Origin of the sequence: Endozoicomonas acroporae, from assembly GCF_002864045.1 — a bacterium.
Taxonomy (GTDB): Bacteria; Pseudomonadota; Gammaproteobacteria; order Pseudomonadales; family Endozoicomonadaceae; genus Endozoicomonas; species Endozoicomonas acroporae.
Genome location: NZ_PJPV01000060.1, coordinates 1 through 22,503, shown reverse-complemented (window position 1 = coordinate 22,503; position 22,503 = coordinate 1). Strand labels below are relative to the sequence as shown.

Annotated in this window: 34 protein-coding genes and 1 pseudogene; 6 read left to right on the top strand and 29 right to left on the bottom strand. The window is 47.2% G+C overall.

Features of this window, described 5'->3' with window-relative positions; genetic code table 11:
- Window positions 1-36 precede the first annotated feature (36 nt).
- From CX664_RS10950 to CX664_RS10920, 6 genes are all read right to left on the bottom strand, one after another.
- The gene (locus tag CX664_RS10950; RefSeq protein WP_180966456.1) at window positions 37-741 is read right to left on the bottom strand and encodes a Fic family protein; all 705 of its coding nucleotides are present in this window, start codon (window positions 739-741) and stop codon (window positions 37-39) included.
- Window positions 742-1,289: 548 nt separating this feature from the next.
- A complete protein-coding gene (locus CX664_RS10940) occupies window positions 1,290-1,727 on the bottom strand; it encodes a hypothetical protein (protein ID WP_101746767.1) in 438 nt (145 codons plus the stop codon).
- 235 nt (window positions 1,728-1,962) lie between these two features.
- A complete protein-coding gene (locus CX664_RS10935; protein ID WP_101746766.1) occupies window positions 1,963-2,430 on the bottom strand; it encodes a DUF1643 domain-containing protein in 468 nt (155 codons plus the stop codon).
- A 78-nt stretch (window positions 2,431-2,508) separates the two neighbouring features.
- The gene (locus tag CX664_RS10930; protein ID WP_101746765.1) at window positions 2,509-3,237 is read right to left on the bottom strand and encodes a retron Ec48 family effector membrane protein; all 729 of its coding nucleotides are present in this window, start codon (window positions 3,235-3,237) and stop codon (window positions 2,509-2,511) included.
- Entirely contained in the window at window positions 3,224-4,450 is a 1,227-nt protein-coding gene (locus CX664_RS10925) for a reverse transcriptase family protein (RefSeq protein WP_219622165.1), read from the bottom strand. Before CX664_RS10925 ends, CX664_RS10930 begins: the two co-directional genes overlap by 14 nt.
- A 1,075-nt stretch (window positions 4,451-5,525) precedes the next feature.
- On the bottom strand, window positions 5,526-6,578 hold the full coding sequence (locus CX664_RS10920) for an IS110 family RNA-guided transposase (RefSeq protein ID WP_101746764.1): 1,053 nt from the start codon (window positions 6,576-6,578) through the stop codon (window positions 5,526-5,528).
- A gap of 162 nt (window positions 6,579-6,740) precedes the next feature.
- Between CX664_RS10920 and CX664_RS10915 the strand changes: the two are divergent.
- A pseudogene (locus CX664_RS10915) lies at window positions 6,741-7,175 on the top strand (transposase); the annotation flags it as partial.
- Between the two features lie 272 nt (window positions 7,176-7,447).
- On the opposite strand, the gene CX664_RS10910 reads toward CX664_RS10915, so the two are convergent.
- The 3 genes from CX664_RS10910 to CX664_RS10900 form a co-directional block, all read right to left on the bottom strand.
- Complete coding sequence (locus CX664_RS10910) at window positions 7,448-9,211, bottom strand: ATP-binding protein (protein ID WP_101746762.1); 1,764 nt, start codon at window positions 9,209-9,211, stop codon at window positions 7,448-7,450.
- A 40-nt stretch (window positions 9,212-9,251) separates the two neighbouring features.
- Complete coding sequence (locus CX664_RS10905; RefSeq protein WP_145999944.1) at window positions 9,252-9,509, bottom strand: hypothetical protein; 258 nt, start codon at window positions 9,507-9,509, stop codon at window positions 9,252-9,254.
- A gap of 313 nt (window positions 9,510-9,822) precedes the next feature.
- Window positions 9,823-10,224, bottom strand: a complete 402-nt coding sequence (locus CX664_RS10900; RefSeq protein ID WP_101746760.1) for an NINE protein — start codon at window positions 10,222-10,224, stop codon at window positions 9,823-9,825.
- Between the two features lie 344 nt (window positions 10,225-10,568).
- Here CX664_RS10900 and CX664_RS26365 point away from each other — a divergent pair, with 344 nt between their 5' ends.
- Window positions 10,569-10,733, top strand: a complete 165-nt coding sequence (locus tag CX664_RS26365; protein ID WP_180966454.1) for a hypothetical protein — start codon at window positions 10,569-10,571, stop codon at window positions 10,731-10,733.
- Here CX664_RS26365 and CX664_RS10895 read toward each other — a convergent pair.
- The 3 genes from CX664_RS10895 to CX664_RS10885 all read right to left on the bottom strand — a co-directional run bounded on the left by CX664_RS10895 (window position 10,727) and on the right by CX664_RS10885 (window position 11,945).
- On the bottom strand, window positions 10,727-11,068 hold the full coding sequence (locus CX664_RS10895) for a hypothetical protein (RefSeq protein WP_101746759.1): 342 nt from the start codon (window positions 11,066-11,068) through the stop codon (window positions 10,727-10,729). The genes CX664_RS26365 and CX664_RS10895 overlap by 7 nt on opposite strands.
- Window positions 11,069-11,139: 71 nt before the next feature.
- The gene (locus CX664_RS10890; protein ID WP_101746758.1) at window positions 11,140-11,427 is read right to left on the bottom strand and encodes an LPD38 domain-containing protein; all 288 of its coding nucleotides are present in this window, start codon (window positions 11,425-11,427) and stop codon (window positions 11,140-11,142) included.
- Entirely contained in the window at window positions 11,427-11,945 is a 519-nt protein-coding gene (locus CX664_RS10885) for a hypothetical protein (protein WP_101746757.1), read from the bottom strand. The genes CX664_RS10890 and CX664_RS10885 overlap by 1 nt, the downstream gene beginning before the upstream one ends.
- A 44-nt stretch (window positions 11,946-11,989) precedes the next feature.
- Here CX664_RS10885 and CX664_RS10880 point away from each other — a divergent pair, with 44 nt between their 5' ends.
- Window positions 11,990-12,481 carry a DUF29 domain-containing protein gene (locus CX664_RS10880; RefSeq protein WP_180966453.1) on the top strand — a complete coding sequence of 164 codons (492 nt, stop codon included), beginning with the start codon at window positions 11,990-11,992 and terminating at the stop codon, window positions 12,479-12,481.
- Window positions 12,478-12,954, top strand: coding sequence for a DUF29 domain-containing protein (locus tag CX664_RS10875; protein WP_101746755.1), 477 nt, complete (start codon window positions 12,478-12,480; stop codon window positions 12,952-12,954). Before CX664_RS10880 ends, CX664_RS10875 begins: the two co-directional genes overlap by 4 nt.
- Here CX664_RS10875 and CX664_RS10870 read toward each other — a convergent pair.
- The 3 genes from CX664_RS10870 to CX664_RS10860 all read right to left on the bottom strand — a co-directional run bounded on the left by CX664_RS10870 (window position 12,951) and on the right by CX664_RS10860 (window position 14,876).
- Complete coding sequence (locus CX664_RS10870) at window positions 12,951-13,517, bottom strand: hypothetical protein (protein WP_101746754.1); 567 nt, start codon at window positions 13,515-13,517, stop codon at window positions 12,951-12,953. The two genes, CX664_RS10875 and CX664_RS10870, sit on opposite strands and share 4 nt — an antisense overlap.
- A gap of 60 nt (window positions 13,518-13,577) precedes the next feature.
- A complete protein-coding gene (locus CX664_RS10865) occupies window positions 13,578-14,144 on the bottom strand; it encodes a transposase (protein ID WP_101746753.1) in 567 nt (188 codons plus the stop codon).
- A gap of 132 nt (window positions 14,145-14,276) precedes the next feature.
- Window positions 14,277-14,876: a hypothetical protein gene (locus CX664_RS10860; protein WP_101746752.1), complete on the bottom strand. Its 600-nt coding sequence runs from the start codon at window positions 14,874-14,876 to the stop codon at window positions 14,277-14,279.
- A 48-nt stretch (window positions 14,877-14,924) separates the two neighbouring features.
- On the opposite strand from CX664_RS10860, the gene CX664_RS10855 reads away from it, so the two are divergent.
- Window positions 14,925-15,203: a type II toxin-antitoxin system RelE/ParE family toxin gene (locus CX664_RS10855; RefSeq protein WP_101746751.1), complete on the top strand. Its 279-nt coding sequence runs from the start codon at window positions 14,925-14,927 to the stop codon at window positions 15,201-15,203.
- Entirely contained in the window at window positions 15,203-15,493 is a 291-nt protein-coding gene (locus tag CX664_RS10850) for a HigA family addiction module antitoxin (protein ID WP_101746750.1), read from the top strand. Before CX664_RS10855 ends, CX664_RS10850 begins: the two co-directional genes overlap by 1 nt.
- Before the next feature lie 7 nt (window positions 15,494-15,500).
- Here CX664_RS10850 and CX664_RS10845 read toward each other — a convergent pair whose 3' ends face one another.
- The 14 genes from CX664_RS10845 to CX664_RS10785 all read right to left on the bottom strand — a co-directional run bounded on the left by CX664_RS10845 (window position 15,501) and on the right by CX664_RS10785 (window position 22,307).
- A complete protein-coding gene (locus CX664_RS10845) occupies window positions 15,501-15,893 on the bottom strand; it encodes a hypothetical protein (RefSeq protein WP_101746749.1) in 393 nt (130 codons plus the stop codon).
- Window positions 15,894-15,898: 5 nt separating this feature from the next.
- Window positions 15,899-16,057: a hypothetical protein gene (locus tag CX664_RS26360; protein WP_180966452.1), complete on the bottom strand. Its 159-nt coding sequence runs from the start codon at window positions 16,055-16,057 to the stop codon at window positions 15,899-15,901.
- Between the two features lie 126 nt (window positions 16,058-16,183).
- On the bottom strand, window positions 16,184-16,615 hold the full coding sequence (locus CX664_RS10840; RefSeq protein WP_101746748.1) for a hypothetical protein: 432 nt from the start codon (window positions 16,613-16,615) through the stop codon (window positions 16,184-16,186).
- Entirely contained in the window at window positions 16,591-16,950 is a 360-nt protein-coding gene (locus CX664_RS10835; protein ID WP_101746078.1) for a hypothetical protein, read from the bottom strand. The genes CX664_RS10840 and CX664_RS10835 overlap by 25 nt, the downstream gene beginning before the upstream one ends.
- 2 nt (window positions 16,951-16,952) lie before the next feature.
- Window positions 16,953-17,201: a hypothetical protein gene (locus CX664_RS10830; protein ID WP_101745988.1), complete on the bottom strand. Its 249-nt coding sequence runs from the start codon at window positions 17,199-17,201 to the stop codon at window positions 16,953-16,955.
- Between the two features lie 2 nt (window positions 17,202-17,203).
- Complete coding sequence (locus CX664_RS10825; RefSeq protein ID WP_101746747.1) at window positions 17,204-17,611, bottom strand: 3TM-type holin; 408 nt, start codon at window positions 17,609-17,611, stop codon at window positions 17,204-17,206.
- Window positions 17,604-18,002: a M15 family metallopeptidase domain-containing protein gene (locus tag CX664_RS10820; RefSeq protein WP_101746746.1), complete on the bottom strand. Its 399-nt coding sequence runs from the start codon at window positions 18,000-18,002 to the stop codon at window positions 17,604-17,606. The genes CX664_RS10825 and CX664_RS10820 overlap by 8 nt, the downstream gene beginning before the upstream one ends.
- Window positions 18,003-18,149: 147 nt before the next feature.
- Window positions 18,150-18,446 carry a type II toxin-antitoxin system RelE/ParE family toxin gene (locus tag CX664_RS10815; protein WP_101746745.1) on the bottom strand — a complete coding sequence of 99 codons (297 nt, stop codon included), beginning with the start codon at window positions 18,444-18,446 and terminating at the stop codon, window positions 18,150-18,152.
- Window positions 18,443-18,706: a CopG family ribbon-helix-helix protein gene (locus tag CX664_RS10810; protein WP_163369309.1), complete on the bottom strand. Its 264-nt coding sequence runs from the start codon at window positions 18,704-18,706 to the stop codon at window positions 18,443-18,445. The genes CX664_RS10815 and CX664_RS10810 overlap by 4 nt, the downstream gene beginning before the upstream one ends.
- 55 nt (window positions 18,707-18,761) lie before the next feature.
- On the bottom strand, window positions 18,762-19,298 hold the full coding sequence (locus tag CX664_RS10805) for a hypothetical protein (RefSeq protein ID WP_101746743.1): 537 nt from the start codon (window positions 19,296-19,298) through the stop codon (window positions 18,762-18,764).
- A 9-nt stretch (window positions 19,299-19,307) separates the two neighbouring features.
- Window positions 19,308-20,663 carry a DNA cytosine methyltransferase gene (locus tag CX664_RS10800; RefSeq protein ID WP_180966451.1) on the bottom strand — a complete coding sequence of 452 codons (1,356 nt, stop codon included), beginning with the start codon at window positions 20,661-20,663 and terminating at the stop codon, window positions 19,308-19,310.
- A gap of 13 nt (window positions 20,664-20,676) precedes the next feature.
- Complete coding sequence (locus CX664_RS10795; protein WP_145999943.1) at window positions 20,677-21,159, bottom strand: DUF1367 family protein; 483 nt, start codon at window positions 21,157-21,159, stop codon at window positions 20,677-20,679.
- Window positions 21,160-21,247: 88 nt separating this feature from the next.
- On the bottom strand, window positions 21,248-21,823 hold the full coding sequence (locus CX664_RS10790) for a replication protein P (RefSeq protein ID WP_145999942.1): 576 nt from the start codon (window positions 21,821-21,823) through the stop codon (window positions 21,248-21,250).
- A complete protein-coding gene (locus CX664_RS10785; RefSeq protein ID WP_145999941.1) occupies window positions 21,756-22,307 on the bottom strand; it encodes a hypothetical protein in 552 nt (183 codons plus the stop codon). Before CX664_RS10785 ends, CX664_RS10790 begins: the two co-directional genes overlap by 68 nt.
- Window positions 22,308-22,503: the final 196 nt, after the last annotated feature.

The window sequence follows — 22,503 nt, the reverse complement described above, 5'->3', positions numbered from 1 at the left end:
TGGGGAGGGCCGGAGAAAGACCAGCCCTTACCCGATTTAGCCGTTCGGTTGGAAGTTCTCTATGATTTTTTCGTGAATGCACGATCTCAGAAACTTATTCATCTCAGTCATTTCTGATGTCGCATAGAAATCCAGCATCAACTGATTAAACTCTTTCTGTCGCTTTGCTGGCACATTGATGAGTGGAAACCCATGAGTAAGCAGAATACCATTCATCATGAACCGCCCCATGCGCTTGTTCACATCCCAGAAAAACTGTGCTCTTGCCATTCTCAGAAAAGCAGTAATCGCCAGATCATAAACATCGTTACAAGCAGCAACTTCAGACTCAATCTCTGCCCAGGCATGATCAAGGTCTTTAGGAGAAGGAGGTTCGTACTCAGATCCGCTGATCGTTACATTGCCAGTGCGAAACGCTCCCCACTCCAAGGCTTCCTCTTTTCCTGCAATGCTATGGATAGATAAGGCAATGTCCTTTGAAAAAGAGAACTTATTCTCAGAGACAAGAGAAAACAGATGTTTCCATGCAGCAGCCTGGTTCAAAGCCATATTTTGATCGCTGATCTTGTGACCACCAACTGTGATTCCGTCTAATAGCGTCTGAACTTCTGGTAAGGTCATTGCGACCCCTTCAAGATTTACTGCATCATAAACCAGAGAAGGAATATCCCGAACGGCAAGTTGCTTGGCCATCGCACGATTAGGGATCATTCCCCAAACTGTATCTTTTGCCGCTGTCATTTGTGCATCTCAAGGGTTGTGTTGGAATTCCTCACATTATATCTGCATGAGTTCTGATCGTCATGCCGTAGACTGTTGAGGTAGCTACTTTGAACTGGTTGACTGGTCTGGCCGAATTCTCCGCAAAGGCAAACGTGGTCGTATAACTGACGATGTACCACCTATCTTGGAGCGCCTGGGTATTGACCCAAAAGAATGGTTGGAGACTATGCGCTGGAATAATCGTTTTCACCGCGCAGTCGGCAAGCTGGCTTCGCTGAAGGCTTATGCAGAAAGCACCGGAAAATGCTGGGTTCATGGGATGCCTGTGAGTGGTGCTCTCTATCCTGCCTGATCAACGTATTTTCATTGGCTTTAATGTGGCCAGAATTTTCTGAATGCTCTTTCTTATATTGTCTTGATAGTGTCTTCTATCTGGCTGTTACTGAGTGCTTTTTATACGCTTCCTGTTTGGTATGAATGAGAAATTCTTACAGTGATCAATACTATCATTTAAAAAATGAATAAATGCCGTACTCTCTTCACTTTTTAAAAAATGGGTGACCTTTTTATTCTTCATAGAAGCAAACATAGGAAGAACCTTTCTTTTCAACTACTCCGAGTTTGGTGATAACATCTCCTTTAGAGAAACCGTGTTCTTCTGGTGTTTGCGTTTCTTTATTACCATCATTGTCATGATGTACTACCCAATTCTTAACATCAAGAATCCAAGAGTAATATCGATCTGAACTACGAATGGAACGGCCATACTTGTAGTCGTCTTTGAACATGATTTTATTGACTTGTTCTTTTCCATCTACGAAATATTTACAATACCAACTACTTTTAATATAAATCTCTTGGGCCCAAGAAACATGCATTACCGTTGAGTCAACACGCTGGACTGCGTAATATGCATCTGCTGCACTACGGATAATTTTTTCTGGTGCAGTGTCAGGATCTAGATTATCATAGTAATTGATACTAGGATGATTAGGCGACCACATATTTATCCCTATTTATAATGATTGATGAATAATACTTCGGCTTGATATTTTCTTGCAATATCTCTAACAAATCAAAGATCAGTGTAATTATTTCTAAAATTTTAATTTTTGATTCTATTTCACTTGCTCTAGTTTTAGCAGGAATTTACCAACCCTCACCAGATATCGGCATGATCTTTACGCCAGATAACGCCTGCATCAGCCGACACCGTAGGCGGTCGGCTGGATGCACTTGTTACATGCTCATTGCGATGGGTCTTGCCGTTTTCTTTTGATATAGAGGGTGTGCGGGTTCACCACCGAAATTTTGCTTCAAGCATTTAATATTCGGAATCATATTAATTACAGCTTTCGCGCGATTCATGAACGAACCATGATTTCCCCAGGCACCAATAATAATCCCTGCATCTTTGGAAAGATTTTTTAGCCATTCATCATTTTCTGGGCCAATAGGATCTATAGCATTTTTCATATCGTTTGGTTCAGTTGCTCTAAAAGCAAATAAGTTCACCATACAAAGGCCACCATAACCCCAATCTTTCGCATAGTTTATACACCTTCTAATCGTTGGGTCATCTTCAGTTTCATCCGCAGTTGAAGGATTTAAACCGATAAACATTACGAAGGATTTTTCAGCATCCCAAGTTCTCCAAAGAGCATATCGATACTTTCTACAGTCAGATAACTTTGCATCTTTGTTCATTTTTATACTCTGATGTTTGTTTGAGCATGTAACCCCTGCTTCAACGGCGAGGTCCGTTGGAAGCTGTCGTTATGTTTTTCATATGTATGATCTATCAGTTAAATCAGCAACGTTACTGTTTGGTGTGAATGCATTATTTACTGTCTTTATTAGATCAAGTAATTGATCTTCTATTTCATAAAAGTCATTTCTAGGATGTCTTTGTAATGTGATCTTAAACTCGCGCAGTGATTCGATCATATCTGTTTGGTGCTGTTTGTATAAAAAAGATCCATTTTGTGCTCTTTGAGCCCGTTCGTTAGAGGCTTCAATTGTACTGTTTAAGTTATTCATGGCATCACGATAACCATCTGATACAGTCATAACCCCTTCTTTTGAACGCTTAAAAATCATGTTATACCAATAGAAAACATCAATTGAAGATATTGATATACGATCTCTTTTATTGCTCTCAGCTAAAACATAATCACTGAATATCTGAAAGTGTGAGATATGATTATTCAATGCATTAGTGCTAGCACTATTTGTATATGTAAAGACTGCGGCTACTATGCCGCCAATAGTTGCTACAGCCGTCAAAAGCGATAAGTATGCTTGTGCAAGCTTTATCGATTCGCTGAATAATCCAAAAGTATATTTTAGACATGAATTTCTAAAACAGAATTCTTTTATGTATATTTTTTCTTCAATAACAGTGACTGCTAACAAAAAAATAAGTATGCCTAGGCCAACAAAGAATACTGTTATAAATGTTCTTGTAAAAAAACTAAGAACTTGTGATGGTTGTAGATCACTAATTTTTGTCATAAAGCGGTTTTATCTCTTTGAGCCTATCTCTTAACTCACTAGCAATAACATCAAACCTTCGTTGCAAGACATTTAGCCGATCATGAGCTCTATAAAATCTCTTATAATACCAGTAGCTCGAACCTTTACTTTGAAAATCTCTCTCTAATCTTTCAATAGATGCCCGAGTTCTTTCAATATCTTTTCTTGATGGTAATGGTGGTATTTCTATCAACTTTTTCAGAAGGGCTTCGTGTTTTTCATGACCAATACGCTTAAGTTTATTAACTCTTCCGATGCAACGGTTGTAGTCTTTCCGATAAGCAAAAGTGGTTCTATATCCTGGTTCTGATGATAACTTAGATATGTTGTGAACGGCTGCACGTATTTTTCTTACTTCGTCAGATGGAAGTCTTGGAGTATCGAAATTTACTCGAAGGCCGTGTACAGTTAACGGCTCCATTGAAATATAGTAAGGTCTTGTCTTTTCGATATTTAATGGTAAGTCTCTTTCATAAAGCATATTTTTGATATGAGAGAGAGCAGCATCAAAATTATAATTCGATACTTTTGAAGATACTGTTATGTCATCCACCAGTCTGGTGTAAATTAGATTCTTGCGTTGTAATCTCTTAACAATTTTGTGTTCCATATTCCACAAAGATAAGCAAGATATATAGCTTGACGTTAGAGCCCCTTGAACGACATTTTTATTATGGCAGCAAATCTTTGTTAGGGCTTTGGAAACGTCATCAGGATACTTTAAAAAAACGTGGAAAATCTCAAAAACGTAATCTTCGTGAATATTGTCAAAGAAATCCTTTATATCAACTTTTAGTAAGCTTTTAGACTGACAGTGCTGCCTTGCACAATTTATGTAATCACGATTTAATATTATATCTCCATTACCGTCTAGATCGTTTGGAAGTGTGCCATAAAGATAACTTGGCCATTTTACTAATTTTGTAAATATTCTTTTATTAATTCTTCTTTGTATTTTTCTTAATAAATGGTGTGGTTTAAATACATGCCTAATAGCACCGTTGCTTTTAGGAACGGTCTTTTCGGTATACTTTTCTGATTCAGGAAGATTTAAAGCTTCATTTAACTCATCAACTGATATGTTTAGAGCTTCGCAGAGATTATCTAATGAGCTAATGCTTTTAGAATTGATTTTTTCAGGTTTTAGGATTTGATACATGGTCTTCAAATTAAACAATAAAGGCTTGGCCAACCCATACCCAAGGGCTTGAGAGACATTGTTGCATTCACTGCTTGATCTGTAGTATCTGCCAATGTCTCTCTGGCCAAGCCTATCGTCCGATGCTACTCCGGGTCCGGAGGAGCCAAGGAGCAGCGAAGGGTGCGCCCCTTCCCGGTAAGCTCGTTTCCGAGCGCTCATCGCTGAGCATCTCTACGATCAATTATATACAGCTGCAACAAAATTAGCGGTACGCTAACGCCAGATTAATATAACCCAGTCTTCTAACCGCAGGCAAGATGTTTGAGAAAAACATAACGCCTAAATCAGGTGCGCCGTAGGCGACACCTGGATTTACTTGGTACGCCCGGCATGGGCATGAACTGATGGGGTGAAAGTCCCCTGTGGGAGAACCTACATCTGACTGGCGGTAAAGACGCCTGCTGATGACAACCACTAGCTTAAGGCAAGTGCAGTCCCGTGAGGGGCTGTGCGGAGGCAGTCTGAGTGCAAAGGTGCGAGCCGACGTACAGAAACCGCATACAAGGCTGAGTCTCTGGGCGAGTGAGCCAAAGATTACGAAGCCCTCAGGTTCGTGAGACACGGTAAATGCGGCGGTTGTGCACTGAAAGTCCATGTCCTTATCCGGGGAGATCTGTTCAACATGCGATTGGTAAGTTCCCAGTTCTCAGCCACTGGTTACAACAGGCTCGGCGAACAGTGACTCATCATCCTGTTCGAGCAAACCCGATGGCAACCAATAGCGCCAGCAGAGGTAACTCCACGCAAAACCGGGGTCATATATGGTCCGCCCCGCTTTGCAAGGAAAAGTTTTCCATCATGACTAAAGAGTAATGCTTCCATATATCCGGCCTTTGGGGTGAGGTCTCAATGCCTCTGGCCCTGATGGAATCCGCTCACTCCCACCTCATCAGGTCTTCGGCCTCTATGGGCCCTGACCCCGGTCAGGTTCAAGGGAGTGCAGGTCTTACCTTTTATGCCATCATTTGAACTTTATCCACGCAACTCGTTGCAGGCTTCTTACACTGATTAACCGCTTTTGCTTTTCTTGTCTAACGACAACTGTTTAATATTTTGATACCTGTGCTCATGCTGCTGCCTTGTACGGCTCTTTCTTGGTTAACACAGCCCAGGCAATGCGAGCGTTTTTATTGGCAACAGCCACTGCTGATATATTCTTGCCCCTGCGCTGATCAAGCTCTTTAATCCAGTTATTACGGCGATCGTCGTGTTTGTCGGCTACCCTGACAACGGTTCTGCTACCGTGTATCAACAGGGTTCGCAGGTAGGTATCGCCCCGTTTACTGATCCCCAGCAACGTGGGCACGCCACCGGTCGATTGCTGCTTTGGCACCAAGCCCAGCCAGGCAGCCATTTCCCTGCCATTTTTAAATGCTGATATATCACCAATTGCAGCAAACAGTGCCGTAGCACTGAGCAACCCAATGCCGGGTATGGTTAGCAATAGCTTGCAAGCTTCATTATTGGCTGCAATGGTTTCGAGCTTTTGTTCAAGCTTTTCTACTCGCTCGTCCAGGTGTTTCATCTCTTCGTACAGTTCACTGAGAAGTTCACGGAACAACACGGTTAAACCGTTTTCAGCATCTTCCAGAATCAGGGGGATCTGTTTACGGATGAAGGCTATGCCCTTGGGAATAATGACCCCGTATTCCATTAACAAACCTCTGATCTGGTTACCCAATGCAGTCCTTCTGGCCACGGCCTGGCTGCGTATTCTGTGCAGGCTCTGAATATCCTGCTGCTCAATAGTTTTGGTTGGTACAAAGCGCATACTGGGCCGTTGCATTGCTTCACAGATAGCCTCAGCATCAGCAGCATCATTCTTGTTTGACTTTACGTAAGGTTTTACGAACTGGGGAGCCATAATACGAACGTCATAACCCAGTTCGGTAAATTTACGACACCAGTAGTGTGAACCGCCACAAGCTTCAATGCCAATAGCGCATTGAGGCAGGTTGGCAATAAAGGGCAAGAGTGCTTTGCGATTAAGTTTCTTTTTGATAACCACATGACCTTTGGCATCAACACCATGTAGCTGGAAACTCTTTTTGCTCAGATCAATTCCGAGAAAAGTTACCTGACCTTTTTGAGTAGTTCCTGATTTGTTATGCTTGCCCATGGTTCGCTCCGTTTCTTATTTTGAATGATGTTCGCACAACTCATTCTATCATGGCTCATTTGAAGCCGGTTTGGGAGCGGGGCGGACCATTCCATTAGGTCTTGAACCTTGATCGGGCCATCGAAACTAACGTCAAGAATCAAGACCTGACCCCAGTTTTTACTAAGCCTGAAAACAAGGCTACCCAAAGAGTGGGTCGTCAATTGCAAACGGGTGGGCAAAGGATTACCGGCACTTGAATATCTATCCCGGTATCTGTACCGGGGCGTGATCAGCGACAACAATATCCTGGCCAGCAAACGGGGAAAGGTGACCTTCTCTTACCTCAACAGTGAAACCGGCAAAAAAGAGACGCGAACCCTGCCAGGGGAAGACTTCCTGTGGCTAGTACTGAAACATGTATTACCCAGGCGATTTCGACGATTACGGGATTATGGATTTTTACACAGCAACGCAAAAAAACAATTATCACTGGTGCAACTGGTTTTACACGTCATGGTCAAAGCAGTAGAACCCGTGATTCGTCCGCAATTCACATGCAGGCGTTGCGGCGCAGCGATGAAGCACATTGCGTTCAGCTTCCTGAAACCGACCTGAGTTGCCACAGCAACAAATACCGCCATTCACAAACAGGGAGAAAAAGTAAGCTCAGCCAGACAGATATGACATACCCCAGACTACCGTAATGCAGTGGTCGGGAGACACTCATCCTGAATAAATAGCGTTAAGCAAAAACGCTCTATTTCAAGATCCGCCAGAAAAGTAAACTTCAATAGACCTTCCTCGCCAGAATTCAACCCGGGCTTGTGCAACAACAGGATAAGATTGCGGCTGGGCGCAATCTATCCTTATTCGTTTTTACGGAATTTTTATGCGTGACTTTCTCCACCAAGTTCTTTTAAAAGCCAGTTCAATTGATTTCTGGCACTGGAGATAATTTCATCAAAGATCAGTATTTCCGTGTTTGGCTCTATATACTGATAGGAGGGTAAATCTTGTCCCCGCTTTCCTCCAATGAGAAGTACCTTTATTTGCGAACTTGTATAAGGAACAAAATCGTTACGATATTTTGTTGCTTGAGTATAATCTTTGTGACTAAGATTGTGGCTTGGACGCTTAAACTCGATCAAAAGATACTCATAGGCATAATTCACACTTAGCATGAGATCAGGGCGCTTATCTGCTCTCTTACCAATATATTTTTTTCCAAGATAGTCCTCAATTTGACGCCTTAGAGTCTTATTGCTGCTAAAGACTGAATATTCGATACCAAACACCCATAAATTCTTTTCAAGCGAAGAATGAATAAGGCTTTCTTCTGTATCCTTTTTTTGACACAGTTCTTCAAAGCGATCTAAAAATTCAAGACGGCTTTTCGCCTGCTCACCAACAATAGCAAGCTCTGCAATACCAAACTCTGCTAGAGCCTCTGCCAGTTTAGCAATATCTGTATGTTCAGCTTCATGAATAAAATCAAGCACTGAACGATAGTCAGACCTCTCCAGCGCATCAAGTAGAACTCCTACAATAGGCTCAACTTTATTTTCAGGTTCACCGTAGTATCGCCCAAGTATTGACTTGATTGCCTTATCTGCATACTGCCTTTTATATTCAGGCAACTGAGCTAATCGGTCATTAATTTTCTTCTTCAGTCTCGCTTGGGCTAGATTCATCTCACGCCCATATTCTTCCTTAACCTTTTGCCTAATTATTGGCTGAATATGACTTGATACTTCTTGATATAGTTCGCTATTTTCGACTAATGCTCCCCAATCGGCTGTTACATGCTCAGATAAGCCATCAACTTCAACTTCCCCATATATTTTATCCAGAAGCTTTGGAGGGAAATCTTCAGCCTTTTCTAGGCCGAAAAAATCGGGATTCCCAACAACCTTTCCTCCAACTCTGATTGAAATTCCAGGCTTTTTTAATTTACCCCTCTGGTTTGATACAGTAAAAGCTAACTTTACATTACCAGCTGAAGGTAGCTCTTTCTCGTGAGCTGTGTATGTTCCTTGAATGTCATCTACACCAAGAGGCTTGTCGTTCACAACAACATCAAATTCTTCCTCCCTACCGTATTCTTGGAGTAAAAGTTGACGCATTTTGTCAGGGTTTGGAAATGCTAGACCTTGCCGTAGGTGAGATAGTGTAATCCGTGTACCATGCCTGTCTTCATCACAGTCACTGATGAGAAGCTCAATGGGAAGTTGCTCTATATCTGCAACTTTGTCGAGATCGACTACAGATATTGAAAACTCGCACTTTTTTCCTCTCGACCAAGTTTCAAGCTTCATAGAGTCAGCAATCATCAACCCAGCAAACTTTCCGATTCCTTTTTTCCCTTTGACTTTTCTTTTTTTCAGGGATGTAAGCTCGCCTCTCCGCTTCCTCCGGTCACTAGCGATGAAAAGGTACTCCCTGAGCAGCTCCTGTTCTGTCATGCCAGTGCCACTATCGTGAATAATTATTGCTTCATCAGACATTGGCTCAGGTAGAGTCAGGTTAACGCTTTTAGCATCTGCATCCCAACCATTATCAACCAGTTCTTTAAGCGCCCTCTCAGATGAGCGATAGTTTTCCGAGAGCAGTTTCGCCAACCTAGTGTCTACTTGAAAAGCTACATTCTTCATAAGTCATGTCCTTAGAGCCTGCTTATGATTTTTCCATAGACTACAGTTTCAGGGAAGCCGGGAGACAGGTTTTATAGAATATAACGCCAGGCCCGAGATAACTGTCAAAATAGGTCTTCAGATTAACTTCTTTGTTTTTGTAGATCACCATCTGGTTCCAACGGAGCTGGCTAACCACCTGTGTTCCCGAGAAGACTGAGGAAGCTCCATCCATAAAATGGGCATCACCATAGAGAGCATCCGCCAGGATGCCGGTGACGTTTATATCAGGAAAGTGCCGTTGGAAAGCCTGAATCATATCCAGCGCCAGGAAACCGGGGTCGGGAAACCGGGGTCGGGTCTTGAATCTTGAACACATCGGAGATTAAAAATATGCCTTCCAATTCTTGACCTATAATTTTCAACCCACTTTTTCAGTTTTATGATCCAGAACTATTTTCACTGTTCTTAATCGAGATCTGGTCGTTTAACGTCCAAAAATCGTAAATAACACCAAGGCCAACAAAACCAAAGGGGGAAACCGGGGTCGGGTCTTGAATCTTGAACACATCGAAGATTAAAAACTGCCTTTCAATTCTTGCCCTAAAATTTTTCAACCCACTTTTTCAGTTTTATGATCCAGAACTATTTTCACTGTTCTTAATCGAGATCTGGTCGTTTAACGTCCAAAAATCGTAAATGACACCAAGGCCAACAAAACCAAAGGTAAACAGATACAAAATTCCCGATATCCATTTCCCCAGGTACATACGGTGGACGCCGAATACACCAAGGAATGCCAGCAAGATCCATGTAACAGAGTAATCATACTGGCCACTATGGAAACGAAAATCCGCTTCCTGATCCATGGCTGGGATAAGGAAAAGATCAATCAGCCAGCCAATGCCAAAGAGACCAAGGGTGAACAACCAGATAGTTCCTGTTACCGGTTTGCCATAATAAAAACGGTGGGCACCAAGAAAACCGAAAATCCAAAGTACATAACCGATAACTTTACTATGGGTGTCGTTCATTTTTATCACCTGAAACATTGGGAAACGATAGGGTCTTGGTTTTTGCACACTATATTTTCTTGACCAGAAAATGTCGGCTTTATGCTTGCCCTACCCGATTCCTTAAATCAAAAAACAATGCAATATTTTCCTTATCCGCAACCACGCTACCGCCCATCCAGCCATTTTCAGGAATAGTCAGGTAACGCCTTTTTTTAACGACACTCAATGTCTAGTTGCATAGGCATAAAATAATACCATCGAACAGTTTACAGTGGTATTTGTTTGGCAAGATGCAGCCGATACCCATATTTTACACTTCTTACACGACCAATAATTACAATTACAATAAATGGACGTATATTATGAACAAAAGGAACATTTGGCTCGCCAAGGTCTCTCAGCTGGTTTCTCTTCTCTTTCATGTGCTGCAGCTCTCACGGGATGAGTCTGAGGCGGTGATGACCTCCGTCAAAGGCGCTCGCGATCAGGCATCCGAAGAGCAGGAGAAAAAACAGGCTGATCAGTGAAAGAGTTGCTGGTAACGCTTAACAGCATTCATTGATAACTGGTTGATCCGCTCGTGCAGAGTATTCAGTCGTTGACGTTTAGTATCAGAGTTCATTGACCGGTCTTCCATCACCCGGCGCACTTCTTTTCTCAGCTTGTTTATCTCCCGATTCGCCTTCTGGAGTCCTGCCTTATGCTCCAGCTTTGCGGCGGCAGACTGCTCCTGGTCTTTGGCTCGCTGGCCTTCGCCGGATTCCTGGTAGCGGTTGATGCTGTTGGCGATCTCGTTAATATCTACCGTCATCTCGTGCAATTCATCGGTGTAACGGTTGCGGTTGGTCACCTTGTCTCGCACAAAGCTGCCCAGTAATGGGTTGTCTTGCAGAGTGGAAGTTGGTTTGTCGGCAGCGCCCGTTGCTTTTCGGGTTATGGAATCGGCGGCATCAGGGTATAACTGCCCAGCGACCCGAAATAGCCCCTGATCAGATGCTCCAGCTTTTTGGGGGAACGCATCCAGTCCGGTGCTTCTTCTGGTATCCACTGCACCAGCTCTTTCAGGGTGTCGCTGGTGTAAGGATCGTACTGTGCCTCTGGCTTCAGGTTCTGCAAGCGCATGGGGAGAATGGGCCGGTCACTGAAGCGGTCCCGGTTTTCGGACACTTCCCAGATTGGCTTGATGATTTGCGGGATGGGATCAAGATTAAAGACATTCATCACCAGTCGGCCCTGGCGGTGTAGATATAGGACTCGATCCGGCCTTGTTTCAGCACCAGATAGTCGTTGCCGGTGACATCGGTATAGCGGCTGCCATTGGCTTCATGGACCAGAGAAGCCTGTGCCCGGTCATCTATCTGTGCTCGCCACACTTCGGTGTGGTTATGGCCGTTGTCGGCCGGGGCATCCCATTGCAGGATTACGGCACCAAAAATGCCGTTGGTGGACAGGCCGGTGGCAGCGGTGGGTGCATCCGGCGCTGTTACGCCACTATCTCCATCACCCTCTACCGGGACCGTGATTTCTGGCTGAACCGGTTTCAGGGTATCAGTAATGGAACCCACGGCAGAGGCAGGCAAACTTACCCACTGGCCTATTTCTTTGGCCAGTCCCAGCTCAGCCAGCTCGCTGTGCAGTACTGCCTTGTCTCCGGCATTGCCGCTGCGACCGGCCAGGCGGTTCAGGAACTCACGCACGTAGCGGTCTACGCTGGCGGGCAGCGCGGGAAATTTGGCCATGGGTAACCTAAAATGGTGAACAGTAAATAAAAAGGATGCAGGCAATGCAGAACAGCAAAAACAATCTCTACGACACCGACTACCACCAATGGGCCGAACAACAAAAAGAGCTGCTGCGTACCGGCCAGTTTGAACGGCTGGATATTGACAATCTGTTAGAGGAACTGGGGGAAGTGATGGCCAATAACCGCCACACCATGCTATCGCAGGTGTTGCGCCTGCTGACCCACCTGCTCAAACACCATTACCAAATGACCGTCCTTAGCCCACAACGCCATGAGCCACAACAGTTTCGTAGCTGGACAGATTCCATCAGCGATGCACGGGACCAGATGAACCTGCTGTTGCAATTAAGCCCATCGCTGCAACGGGAGATACCCAATATGGTGGGTACGGTTTATCCTGCTGCCAAAAACAGCGCTATCAGGCAGATGAACAACTACCTGCCCAAAGCCCAGTGGCTTACCGACGCCAGCTTTCCCGACACCTGCCCGTGGCTACAAGAACAACTGCTGGACGAGGACTGGTTGCCATGAACAATCTTTACCACACCGACCGCTACCAATGGATCGAACAGCAAAAACAACTGTTCCGCAACGGCCAGTACGACCAACTGGATATTGATAACCTGTTCTGGGAAATCGAAGGCATGGGCAGTGAACTGGGCGCGCTGGAACACCGATTGACGACCTTGATCCATCATCTGCTCAAGTATGATTACCAGCAACGGGTACTGAACCCGGCTTTGCATGAACCTTACAACTGCTGGGACTGGATCACTACTATTCGCCGCACAAGGCTGGCCATCAACAAATTGATCAAAAAAAACCCGCACATCAAGCCGCAAATCAACGAGCAACTGGCCGAGGCTTACCCGGACGCTAAAAAACTGGCGATTGACGATATGAACCAATACGTCCAGCCCCATCAGCGATTAACGGCAAACAGCTTTCCCTCTGCCTGTCCGTGGACTTACGACCAGATGGTGCAGGAAGACTGGCTACCCTAAAGCTCTGCCATCGAGCTGGCCACAATCAAGGCGGTCACGGTATCAGTACCTGCCAACTCAAACTGCCAGCGACTGCCCCGGCCTGCGGGGAGTCGGAAGCCCCGGTCAGACGTGACCGGCAGTTCCAGAATTTGCTGTTCATCCCGAAACACCAGATCGGTATAGCTGTCGGCCATGATCCTTGCCGAACTGAACAGGGCAGGCTTACCCTGGAACACCTTGCTGCGCCACCGATAGGGCATCAGTGCAGCGCCTTTGTCCCACGCCTTGATGGTGTCGCCAATGGCCAGATACAGGCTGTCGTCCTGAAGATCACGGTAACAGGCATCAGCGTAAGTGCCGAGTTCGGTAAAGGTGCCGCTGTCCGGGCTGAAGATAAAGCCACCACCGTCCAGAGCGTCCCCATAAAAACCAAAGTACCGGCCATCATGGAAGCAGGCATGGATGGTCTTTGGCTTGAACCGTTGCCGCCAGTCTTCCGGGTTAATGATATTGCGGGTCATCAACTCTGCCCGGCCGCCAGCGATCCGCACCAGACCATCGGGGGAGGCATACAGGGCCATAAGTAGTCATGCAAATGAAATTCGGTATTCTTGACCGAATGAATTGAAAACTCGTTTTACTTAATGCTCGAACTCCTTAAAGTTCATAATTGACAGCAGATTGAGCCATTCATATTTCATTTTTTTCCAAAGAATCTCAATCAAGTTCAGCTCTGGAGAATAGGTTGGTAAGTAACAGACAATCAACTTCTTCTCAATCATCCAGTCTGCTATTTTTTCTTTGAATTTGTGACTGGTATGAATGCTGGCATTATCAACCATTACTATGGTGTAGCGGTCATTCGAGCTATGTTTGGATTCTTCCATTTTGGCTTGAACATAAGACAAACGGCGAGGTTCTTCCGCTACCAGATTTTTAATCTTTTGCTCTTCCTGCTGGCTGTATATTGGGGGCTTTCCACCATCATATCCCTTATACAGTCCACAAATACCGTAGTCATCTATCCAGTGATTTACAGTTTGATAATGAACCTCAAGTATGTCAGCGATTTGCTGCATGGAATATCGGCGAGAGCTCAGCAAGACAGCCTGTGCCCTTTCTCTCAAGTAAGGATAAGGGCCATACCGGACAGCATCTCTCAGAGTCTTCTTAACAGCATCATCGGTGATAGGATCGACAGTCTTCATGGCAGCAGCAAGATTAACGAAATTGTACTGCTGAATATAAGCAGATCGTCAATGATTGTGAGAAATAATTTTTTCCAGACCGATAGGTCAGTTTTATCAAAATACAAATGTGTGACTACTTATTGCTCATCATTATTTTTTGATTTCGGTGAGTGCGTTGGCATTAATCAGATAGTCCTTGATCAAACGCTTCATCTTCATGGCAGCGGTATTGGCCTTTTCCAAGGCTTCCGCCAGCAGTTCCCGCTCCATTTCATCGTTACGTTCCTGGATGAGTTGGTTTCGGGTTCGGGGATCAAGTCGATATGGCAATAGTTCCTGAATTGTCATCATGCGGATCTGCTGTTTAATGGAAGCGGGAATATCAGACAGTGGACTAGGAACAATATCCCAGAAGCTATCCACATTCTGAAATAGCAGATCAATAAGTCGGGAGTAGGCAGCATTGACTTTGATGGCAGTGATCTTGATAAACACCCGGCTCAAGGCCTGCTGCTGTTCCATCACCTTTTCTTGCTCGGGACCGTATTCACCCTTTACCGCCCGCAGCGCATCCAGCCACTCATCTTCCACTTCCCGCCTGGCCTCCCGATAACCCTGCCAACGGCTGTAGAGATCCGATGCAAAAGCATCACGCACCGCCTGTTCACGGCGCTCCTTGTCCAGAGAAGATTCCAGCTCCGCCTGAGTCACCTCATCCGGTGTGGCGATCTGTACCAATCCGTAGTCCATCGGGGGTAGCATCCTTGACAAAGTAACCCATTAGGTTACTTTAAATATATGATTATCAGTTTCCTGCACAAAGGACTGGAGCGTTTCTACCGAACGGGTAAAACCTCCGGCATCCAGGCACAACATGCTAAAAAGCTGCGGCGGATCCTGTTGTTATTAAGCCGGGCTAAAATCGCTTCCGATATGGATGTACCCGGTATCCGTTTGCATGCCCTGAAAGGAGAGCGTAAGGGCATCTGGTCAGTAACTGTCAGTGGCAACTGGCGAATTACTTTCCGGTTTAATGGCAGCGATGTAGAAATTGTCAACTATGAGGACTACCACTAATGGCCATGTTCAATCCACCTCATCCCGGCGAAATACTGGGGGAGGAAATTCTTAAACCCCTTGGTATCAGCATCGTCAATGCGGCGAAGCATTTGGGTATCAGCCGCAAAACCCTGTCCAAAATCCTGCATGGCCGTGGTTCAATTACCCCGGAAATGGCGGTGCGACTGGAAAAAGTGTTCAGTAACCCCTCTGCCACCGTATGGCTAGGAATGCAAAATGATTATGACCTCTGGCATATCAAACAAAACATGCCAGCAGTCACACCTTATCAACCAGATGCCGCCTGATGATGCGTCAGTACGCAGACTTCCCGGGAGAACGATATTTCAGCTCATTGATATTAATCTTCCGCCTTGGCAATTTTAGAACCATCTGCTGGGCAATGGCATAACTGATCACCCGATCATCGAAGCAACCTTCCTGAGCATTAGTGGCTCCGTTGTCTTCTATGACGTAAGTCTGGCATTCCTTTACCGTCTCTACGTTGCAGATTCCCGCATCGCCATCCCTGAGCAATGCAGCCAGATGATCAATCATTAACGGTTTTGATTTGGTTGTGGTGAGCCAGCCGATTCGCTTGGTGCGTTTCTGGATGCGCTGGTCCACAGTGGTTTCCATATAGAGATTGGGATATTTCAGGTCTTTGAGTTTGGTGATGGTGGTCAGGCCGTGGTTGTTCCTTTCCACTCCGATCAGGGCATTGTTGTAGTAACGCCCAAGTGATTCAGCATCTTGCCCAAGTCATCTGGTGCTACATGGCCAGACCAGTGAGCGACCTGATAACCAGAACGATCCAAAACGTCGATGGATGAATAATCGCCGTGCTTGTGTTTGTCATTGATCGGTGCCAATCCTTCCGCCACATCGCAACCGATGACATACTGCTGACTCCCCTCCACTGGGTACCAGATGTTCAGTAATCCCGGTTTCTTCCGGTTTAAGCCATTAGGTGTCAGCTCACACTGCCATTTGGGCGACTAGCACTCCTGCCTGGCAGCTTCGGTATGCTTAGGATCAAAAACAGGCCGTCCGGAAAACAGAAACGCTTCTTGAATATTGCAGGGATATTCCTGTTTGAATTTATCTTCTGATTTCAGCCCATAGATTTTCTGGCGTCGCCACTGCAACTGGCCATCATCCAGATCGTAAGTCTGTTTCAGGTATCGTTCGTCGGCATCTGTCGTGAAATCCCGGGGGACTTCGGCACGGTATTCGTTCTGCCAGAACCAAGGTATAAACACCAGTTCAAAATCACCGCGCCCAGCATCAGCGTCCATAACATAATCATAAAACACACCACCAACGCCGTTAGCAGTGCTCTCCAGAATGACCTTAGTATTTTTTTCATACTGAAACTCAGTCAACAGCCGTTCCCGGGCTGGCTTTACCCGTCTTTTTCTTCCAGCCATTCGTCCAGCGTCGGTATCTTTTCCGCTACCACAGTCTGCTCATGGCGATCCCGCCAGTGGTAACGGTTTTTCATATACATAATCAACATGGCTGGCGAAACATCCTTGTTAAGCCCCAATGCTCCCTGCATGTATTTCTCTTCCCAGAATACCTCTGCCAAAACATCTGCCTGAGCCACGGCCTCAGCAAATTCCTCATACTTGTCCATGTATGACAGAAACGTGTTATAGCTGATCCCCATTTCCGTAGCGGTAGCCTTTCGGCTTAAACCGGTGCTCATTAGCTCCTTAACCTGATCACACATTTCCGGTTTGTATTTGCTGTGGTTGGCCATGGTTAGAATAGCTGTTTGATGGCAAAGGCTATGATGCCTGCGGTAGTGGTGGCAGCAATCCATTGAATCACACTGCTGATGGTCGAGTTTTTGAGTACGGCTTTCTCAATGGTGTCCAGCCGTTCTTCACTGCGCTTTTCCCGCAACGCCAGGTTCACCATCCGCTCATCGTGTTTGGCCAGGGTCTGCAGGATCTGGGTGATGCCATCCAGCTTTTGCTCAATGCGATTGAAGCGGTCTTCATCACCCATGGCTATCTCCTTGCAACACCCTTTAGTTTTTCTAGCGTTCGGGCACTGCCCAAGCCCAGCAAACAAAGCAACAAAGTAATCACGGTACTGGTGTCAGCTGTGGGTAGCTGCTGAACCACTTCTGACTTATCCACAAGCATTAAGCCAATGATAACCAGATCCCGAACAATCCAGGTCCAGGCAAGAATAAAAACACAGAGCCAGCCAAGTGCAGGCCGCCAACCAGAAACAAATACGGAAGGATGTTTGGCTTCTTCGATATTGGCCAATGCCTGGAGAATATGAGGCTGTTGCAACTGGTGATTTAAAGACAGTTCAGCTTTGGCTCGCTCTTCATCAGATGTAAACAAACCATCCAGACCACCCATCAGCTCTTTGGCTATTCCTGCCATTGGATTCAGGTTAATCATCGTCCACCAGCTCAAAGTGTGGGTAATCCCTAAACCGATGATCCTTTAACTGACCATCCTGATCCCAGTCACCACCCCAGCGCAGCTTGATGCCCATACCCTCAGCAACCCCCAACACATACCCGGCAAAGTGCGCGGATCGCTGATAATCAAACCAGTCCAAGGGATAAGCCATTACATCCACCGCCTTGCTGGGCAGCTGATTGTGGTTACTGTCTGGCCATTGCAACTGCGACTGACCATTTTCAAACGCCAGCATCTGGGCAGCTTTGCCCCGATGACCACAAATAATCGTGCAATCGTAATGCTCAATCACTTTTTTGAAGACACGCTGAAGCCGCTCATCACAAGTCGACAAATGTCGCCTGGACGAAGCGGAAAAGTGAAACATGAAGCCCCTTTTTTATAGTGGTTCAGTTTGGAGGGATAAAAAAAGAAAACCCGGCAATGAGGGCCGGGTTTCTTTGAAAGATTCAAGCAGTGGGAAATCAAGTTATCGGGAACTTTCCCAGCATGAGCTTTTACCGTACTTTTACTCTCACTCTGAGTCAAGGCTGATCTCATCAGCCTCTTTCTGATGCCATATCTTCAGAATCAAGACCTCACGGTCGTCAGCAAGATAGCGAATCTTGTAATCCCTAATGATCAGGTCATGCAAACGGGGATTCAGTTTATCCCCTACCAGAACGCCCATGTTCGGTTGATGACACAGGTTGTTAATTTTCCTGACCAGATACTCCGCCATTCGCTGTGCCGCAGGCGGATTTTTTTCTGCAATAAACTGTCTCAGTCGTTTCAGGTCATCAACGGCACTCCTGGAAAACCTGAGTTTCATTCAGGTGCCTCCAGCTCATTATCACTGCCCCAACTTTCCAGCCATTCCATCACGGCGTCACCATCTACGGTATCTCCCCTGCGCACCTGATCCAGTGCTTCCAGGGTCTCGTCCCACTCCTGCATTTCACGGGCGTGTTTCTTGATGTACTCCCTGACCGCTTCGTTAATAAGATAGTTCCGGCTACGGCTCAACACTTTGGCTAATTGGTTTAACGGTTCTTCAATATCCTGATTCAGACGAACGCTGGATACACTCATACATGACCTCCTTTTTAGTGTATTACATTGTAGTACACTTAAGTTTGGCCTGCCGTCAATAGGGTTCATGCCGGATAACCCCGGATTGCTCCAGCAGATCCTGAGCCTCATCCTCTGCCAGCCGGATCAGTTCATTGCAGACTTGGCGGCACTTCTGCTGCCAGCGGTAAACCGTGCTCTCCCCCTTGCCCTTGATCTGGATCTTACCTTTGTCCTGCCTCAGCCCCGGGTGCTGGAGTTCATACATCAGCCAGAGTCTTAGCAGTACCGGATTGCAGCGAAACGGTTTCGGCAACCGTTTATCACTGCGTAAATGGTGTTGAACCCGCTGCCATGCAATTGAACGATTTTCCTGATTATCGTCATACCGGATCGTCAGAATAGCAAAAAGTTCCGGCTGCATTTTTTCCCGCAGATCGCCCTTACGAATACCATCATCACCCAGTCGTTCATCCCGGGTACTTCGATGCTCTGGTGCAACCGCTGTCTTACGATAACCGGCGTTGATATCCCGCTGCCAGCTGGCGGTTTTTATCATCAGCTCCGGCGTTCCAAAGATCCGCATCAGAGCCGGTTCCAAAGCAAAGTACATGGCAGCCTCCTAATTCAGCGCGGTCTGGATACGATTTCCAATCCAGCGCATAACCGGAACGGCCATAGAGTTACCAAGAGCCTTATACCTCGGACCATCAGGACACTCTTCTGCCGGTTTGTTTTTCCAGGGAATAGCGCTGTACCCATCCGGGAAACCCTGCAAACGTTCACATTCGATGGGAGTCAATCGACGTATGGCTAACTCGGCTTCACCGCTGGAGGTACTGGCAACCGCGTGTTTATCACCGGCGGTTAATCTGTTCATCGGGTCACCAGGCTGTCCGATACCCAGACCATTTCCTTTCCCGTCCTGGTGCTCACCTCGCTTGCCAGAATGTCGGGTGGCCTGATCATGAATCGGTATCGCCACTGCGGCACTCAAACCATTACCCTGAGCCTGTAACGTCATGACCACGGTTTCGGAATGAACCGGATCGTCCTTCGGATTGAAGGCAATGGTAGGATGGTTATCGCCCATATGGGCACGAAGACAGGGTGATAATTCCGATGACCAGTGGCCACCCAGCCGCGACATGGCACCGGGCTCGAACACCACCAGATCCGTGGCATCTTTGTAATCCCCCTGCTTCAATGTGGATGATGTTTTACCCGGACCGTACTGGCCGAAGGCCGTCATATCGTAAGCACTCAGTTTCCCCGTGAGGCCCCTTGCTGCAACGCCTGCTCCAGCTTTGGCGGCAGGCTCTTCCCACGCTTCTGCGCCCGGTTCAGAATCCCGGAGCAGGCTCTCGGACTCAAATAGAACCGGTTCCCGACGGGTCCAGTCTCCAAAATCTGCCAGAGCAAAGACCCTTCGACGACGTTGGGGTACTCCATAAAATTGAGCATCACACACCCGCCATTCAACAAGCCCTTCCTTACCGAATGAAACTCCAGCGTAGCGCCACTTTTTTGGGCCAGGCTGCTCGGGGCATGACTGGTCAGTGCCAGTAAGTAATCGCAGTACTTCAGCAAAGTCCTTGCCCTGGTTACTGCTGAAGGCGCCGGGTACGTTTTCCCACAGGGCGAAGCGGCAGTTGCCGTGTTTTCTGGCCCACCGAATAATCTGTATTGCTGCGAAGAACAGTCCTGATCGTTCACCGTCAAATCCTTTTCTTTTGCCAGCCACCGACAGATCCTGACAAGGACTGCCAAACACCACCAGATCAATGGGGCCGAGTTTGCGGATCATGGCTTCCGTGATATCCGTCACGCCGCCAAGGTTGGGTACATCGGGGTAGTGGTGTTCCAGCACTGCACAGGGGAATGGTTCGATCTCGGCAAAGCCCACCGGCTTCCATCCCAACGGATGCCAGGCAACAGTCGCCGCTTCAATCCCCGAAAATAACGACAGGTATCTCATGGACTCCTTCCCCCTACGCAAAATTGATAATTCGCTCCACCAGTGATTCCACCTTGAGCCGACTCCAACCCCGTCCCGGATGGAGCACAAACTGGAGCAACACATCCACCGCCGTGGAGTACAACTGTTCAAACGCCTCCTGACTCATGCTGGCAAACTTCAGGCTTCTGGCACGGACCCGAACGCCTCCATCCGGGTACCCGATCACATCGTAAAATCCAGCCTTAACCGTCACCCAGCGGCGGAACTCATCAAAATTTTTCTCCGGCGTGAACCACTGGTCGGTTCCTTCCATCTGGCACGGCTGGGGCTCAAAGTGATCAAAGCCCAACTTCAGCAGTGCAAAGAACTTGCGGTGAAAGTGCGGATTACGTGTCTTGCGAAACTCTGCCCGAATCACCTGCCCGGTCTTTAGCTGTCGTATAAACATCTGGTCATCGTCCGATACCGGCACCAGCATCTGCGCCGAGACCTTCTGCAATGACAGCTCCGCCATCAGATTGCCTCCACAAAGTGCCAGCAAAGCACCATCACCAGCACAACCCAGACCACCGCCAGCCAGATGCCATCCCTGAACCCATTCATCAGAACATTCCCATCAGTTTCTGGCGCGCCCCCTGCCCATCCAGCGGATCAATGCCCTGCTCAGCCATACTCTCCCTCGCCAGCTGATTCGAGTGAATGGCAGGATCGAACTGGTGCTCGATGGACAACTGGTCTTCCAGCGGCTGGCCCTGGCATTCACGGTTGACCAAAGCCTGGTAAGCCGCACCGAACCGACGCTTCACCTCCCGGCACTCTTCCGCAGTACCGGCATTGCGCAGCTCATACCAACCTGCTGCCCGGCCTGCCAGGTATACCGCCCGATGGCTCCAGCCGTGATGAGCGGGTTGACTGGCATGCTCATTGGCTTCCCGCCAGGCTTTGGCCAGCGTGGGCAACCCAAGTACTTCCGGCATCGGCTGGCACAGCTTGCGAAATTCCGGCGCGGTTGGTGGCCACTCACTACCAGCCAACCTTACACGGTTGAGCCCGATTTCCAGTTGGGCAGGGTGCAGCCCATTCAGGGTTTTCAGCCACTCACCATTGCGATCAGCCAGACCGTAGGCACTGGTCCACTTCTGGCCGAACAGGCCCGTCATGGTCGAGAACAGATTCACCAGATCCCTCTGGCTCAACGTCGTAGATGGCTCCCTCTGCTCTGAAGGCTCCCTGTTCGCTGAAGGCTCCGGGCTGGAGGATATGGGCGTTGGCCTGTTCGACTTGCTCAACAAGGCTGAGTTTTCCAGAATTTCGCTGCCGGGCTTCATAGTTCACCGTCCATGGATTACTGGCGTTGTCGGGGTTGTTCAGGTAGGCCGTGGTGGTCTTCACGTACTGGGTACCCGTCACCCGGGTCTCATCGCAGTAACGGGCGTATTTCAGGATATTGGCCAGCAGGGCTTCTGGGGTATGACTTTCCCGGAGTCGTGTTTTGTAGTGCCCAAAGGTTTTGGTTTTGTTGCCCTTGTCACCTTCCCGTTTGGGATACTGGCTCCACCACTGTTCAAAAGATTCAGAGAAATCAACCTTGCCCGATTTGGCCTGTGGCACTTCCCCCTTCCTGGGGGTCGCACCAGTCGTGCTCCCGGCACTTGATGGCACTTCCCCCATCCTGGGGGTCGTGCGATCTTCAGATCGGACATATGTCTTGTAAATATTTCTGGCTCCTCGTCCTTTAGTGTGGATTTCCTTATGAAATATCTGAGAGAATTCGGGCTCTTTTTACCTCATCAGAAGTAGTATCCAGCCATGGATGGAAATCAGGTTTTTATACTCGGCCTCGGCTTACAATTTCCCT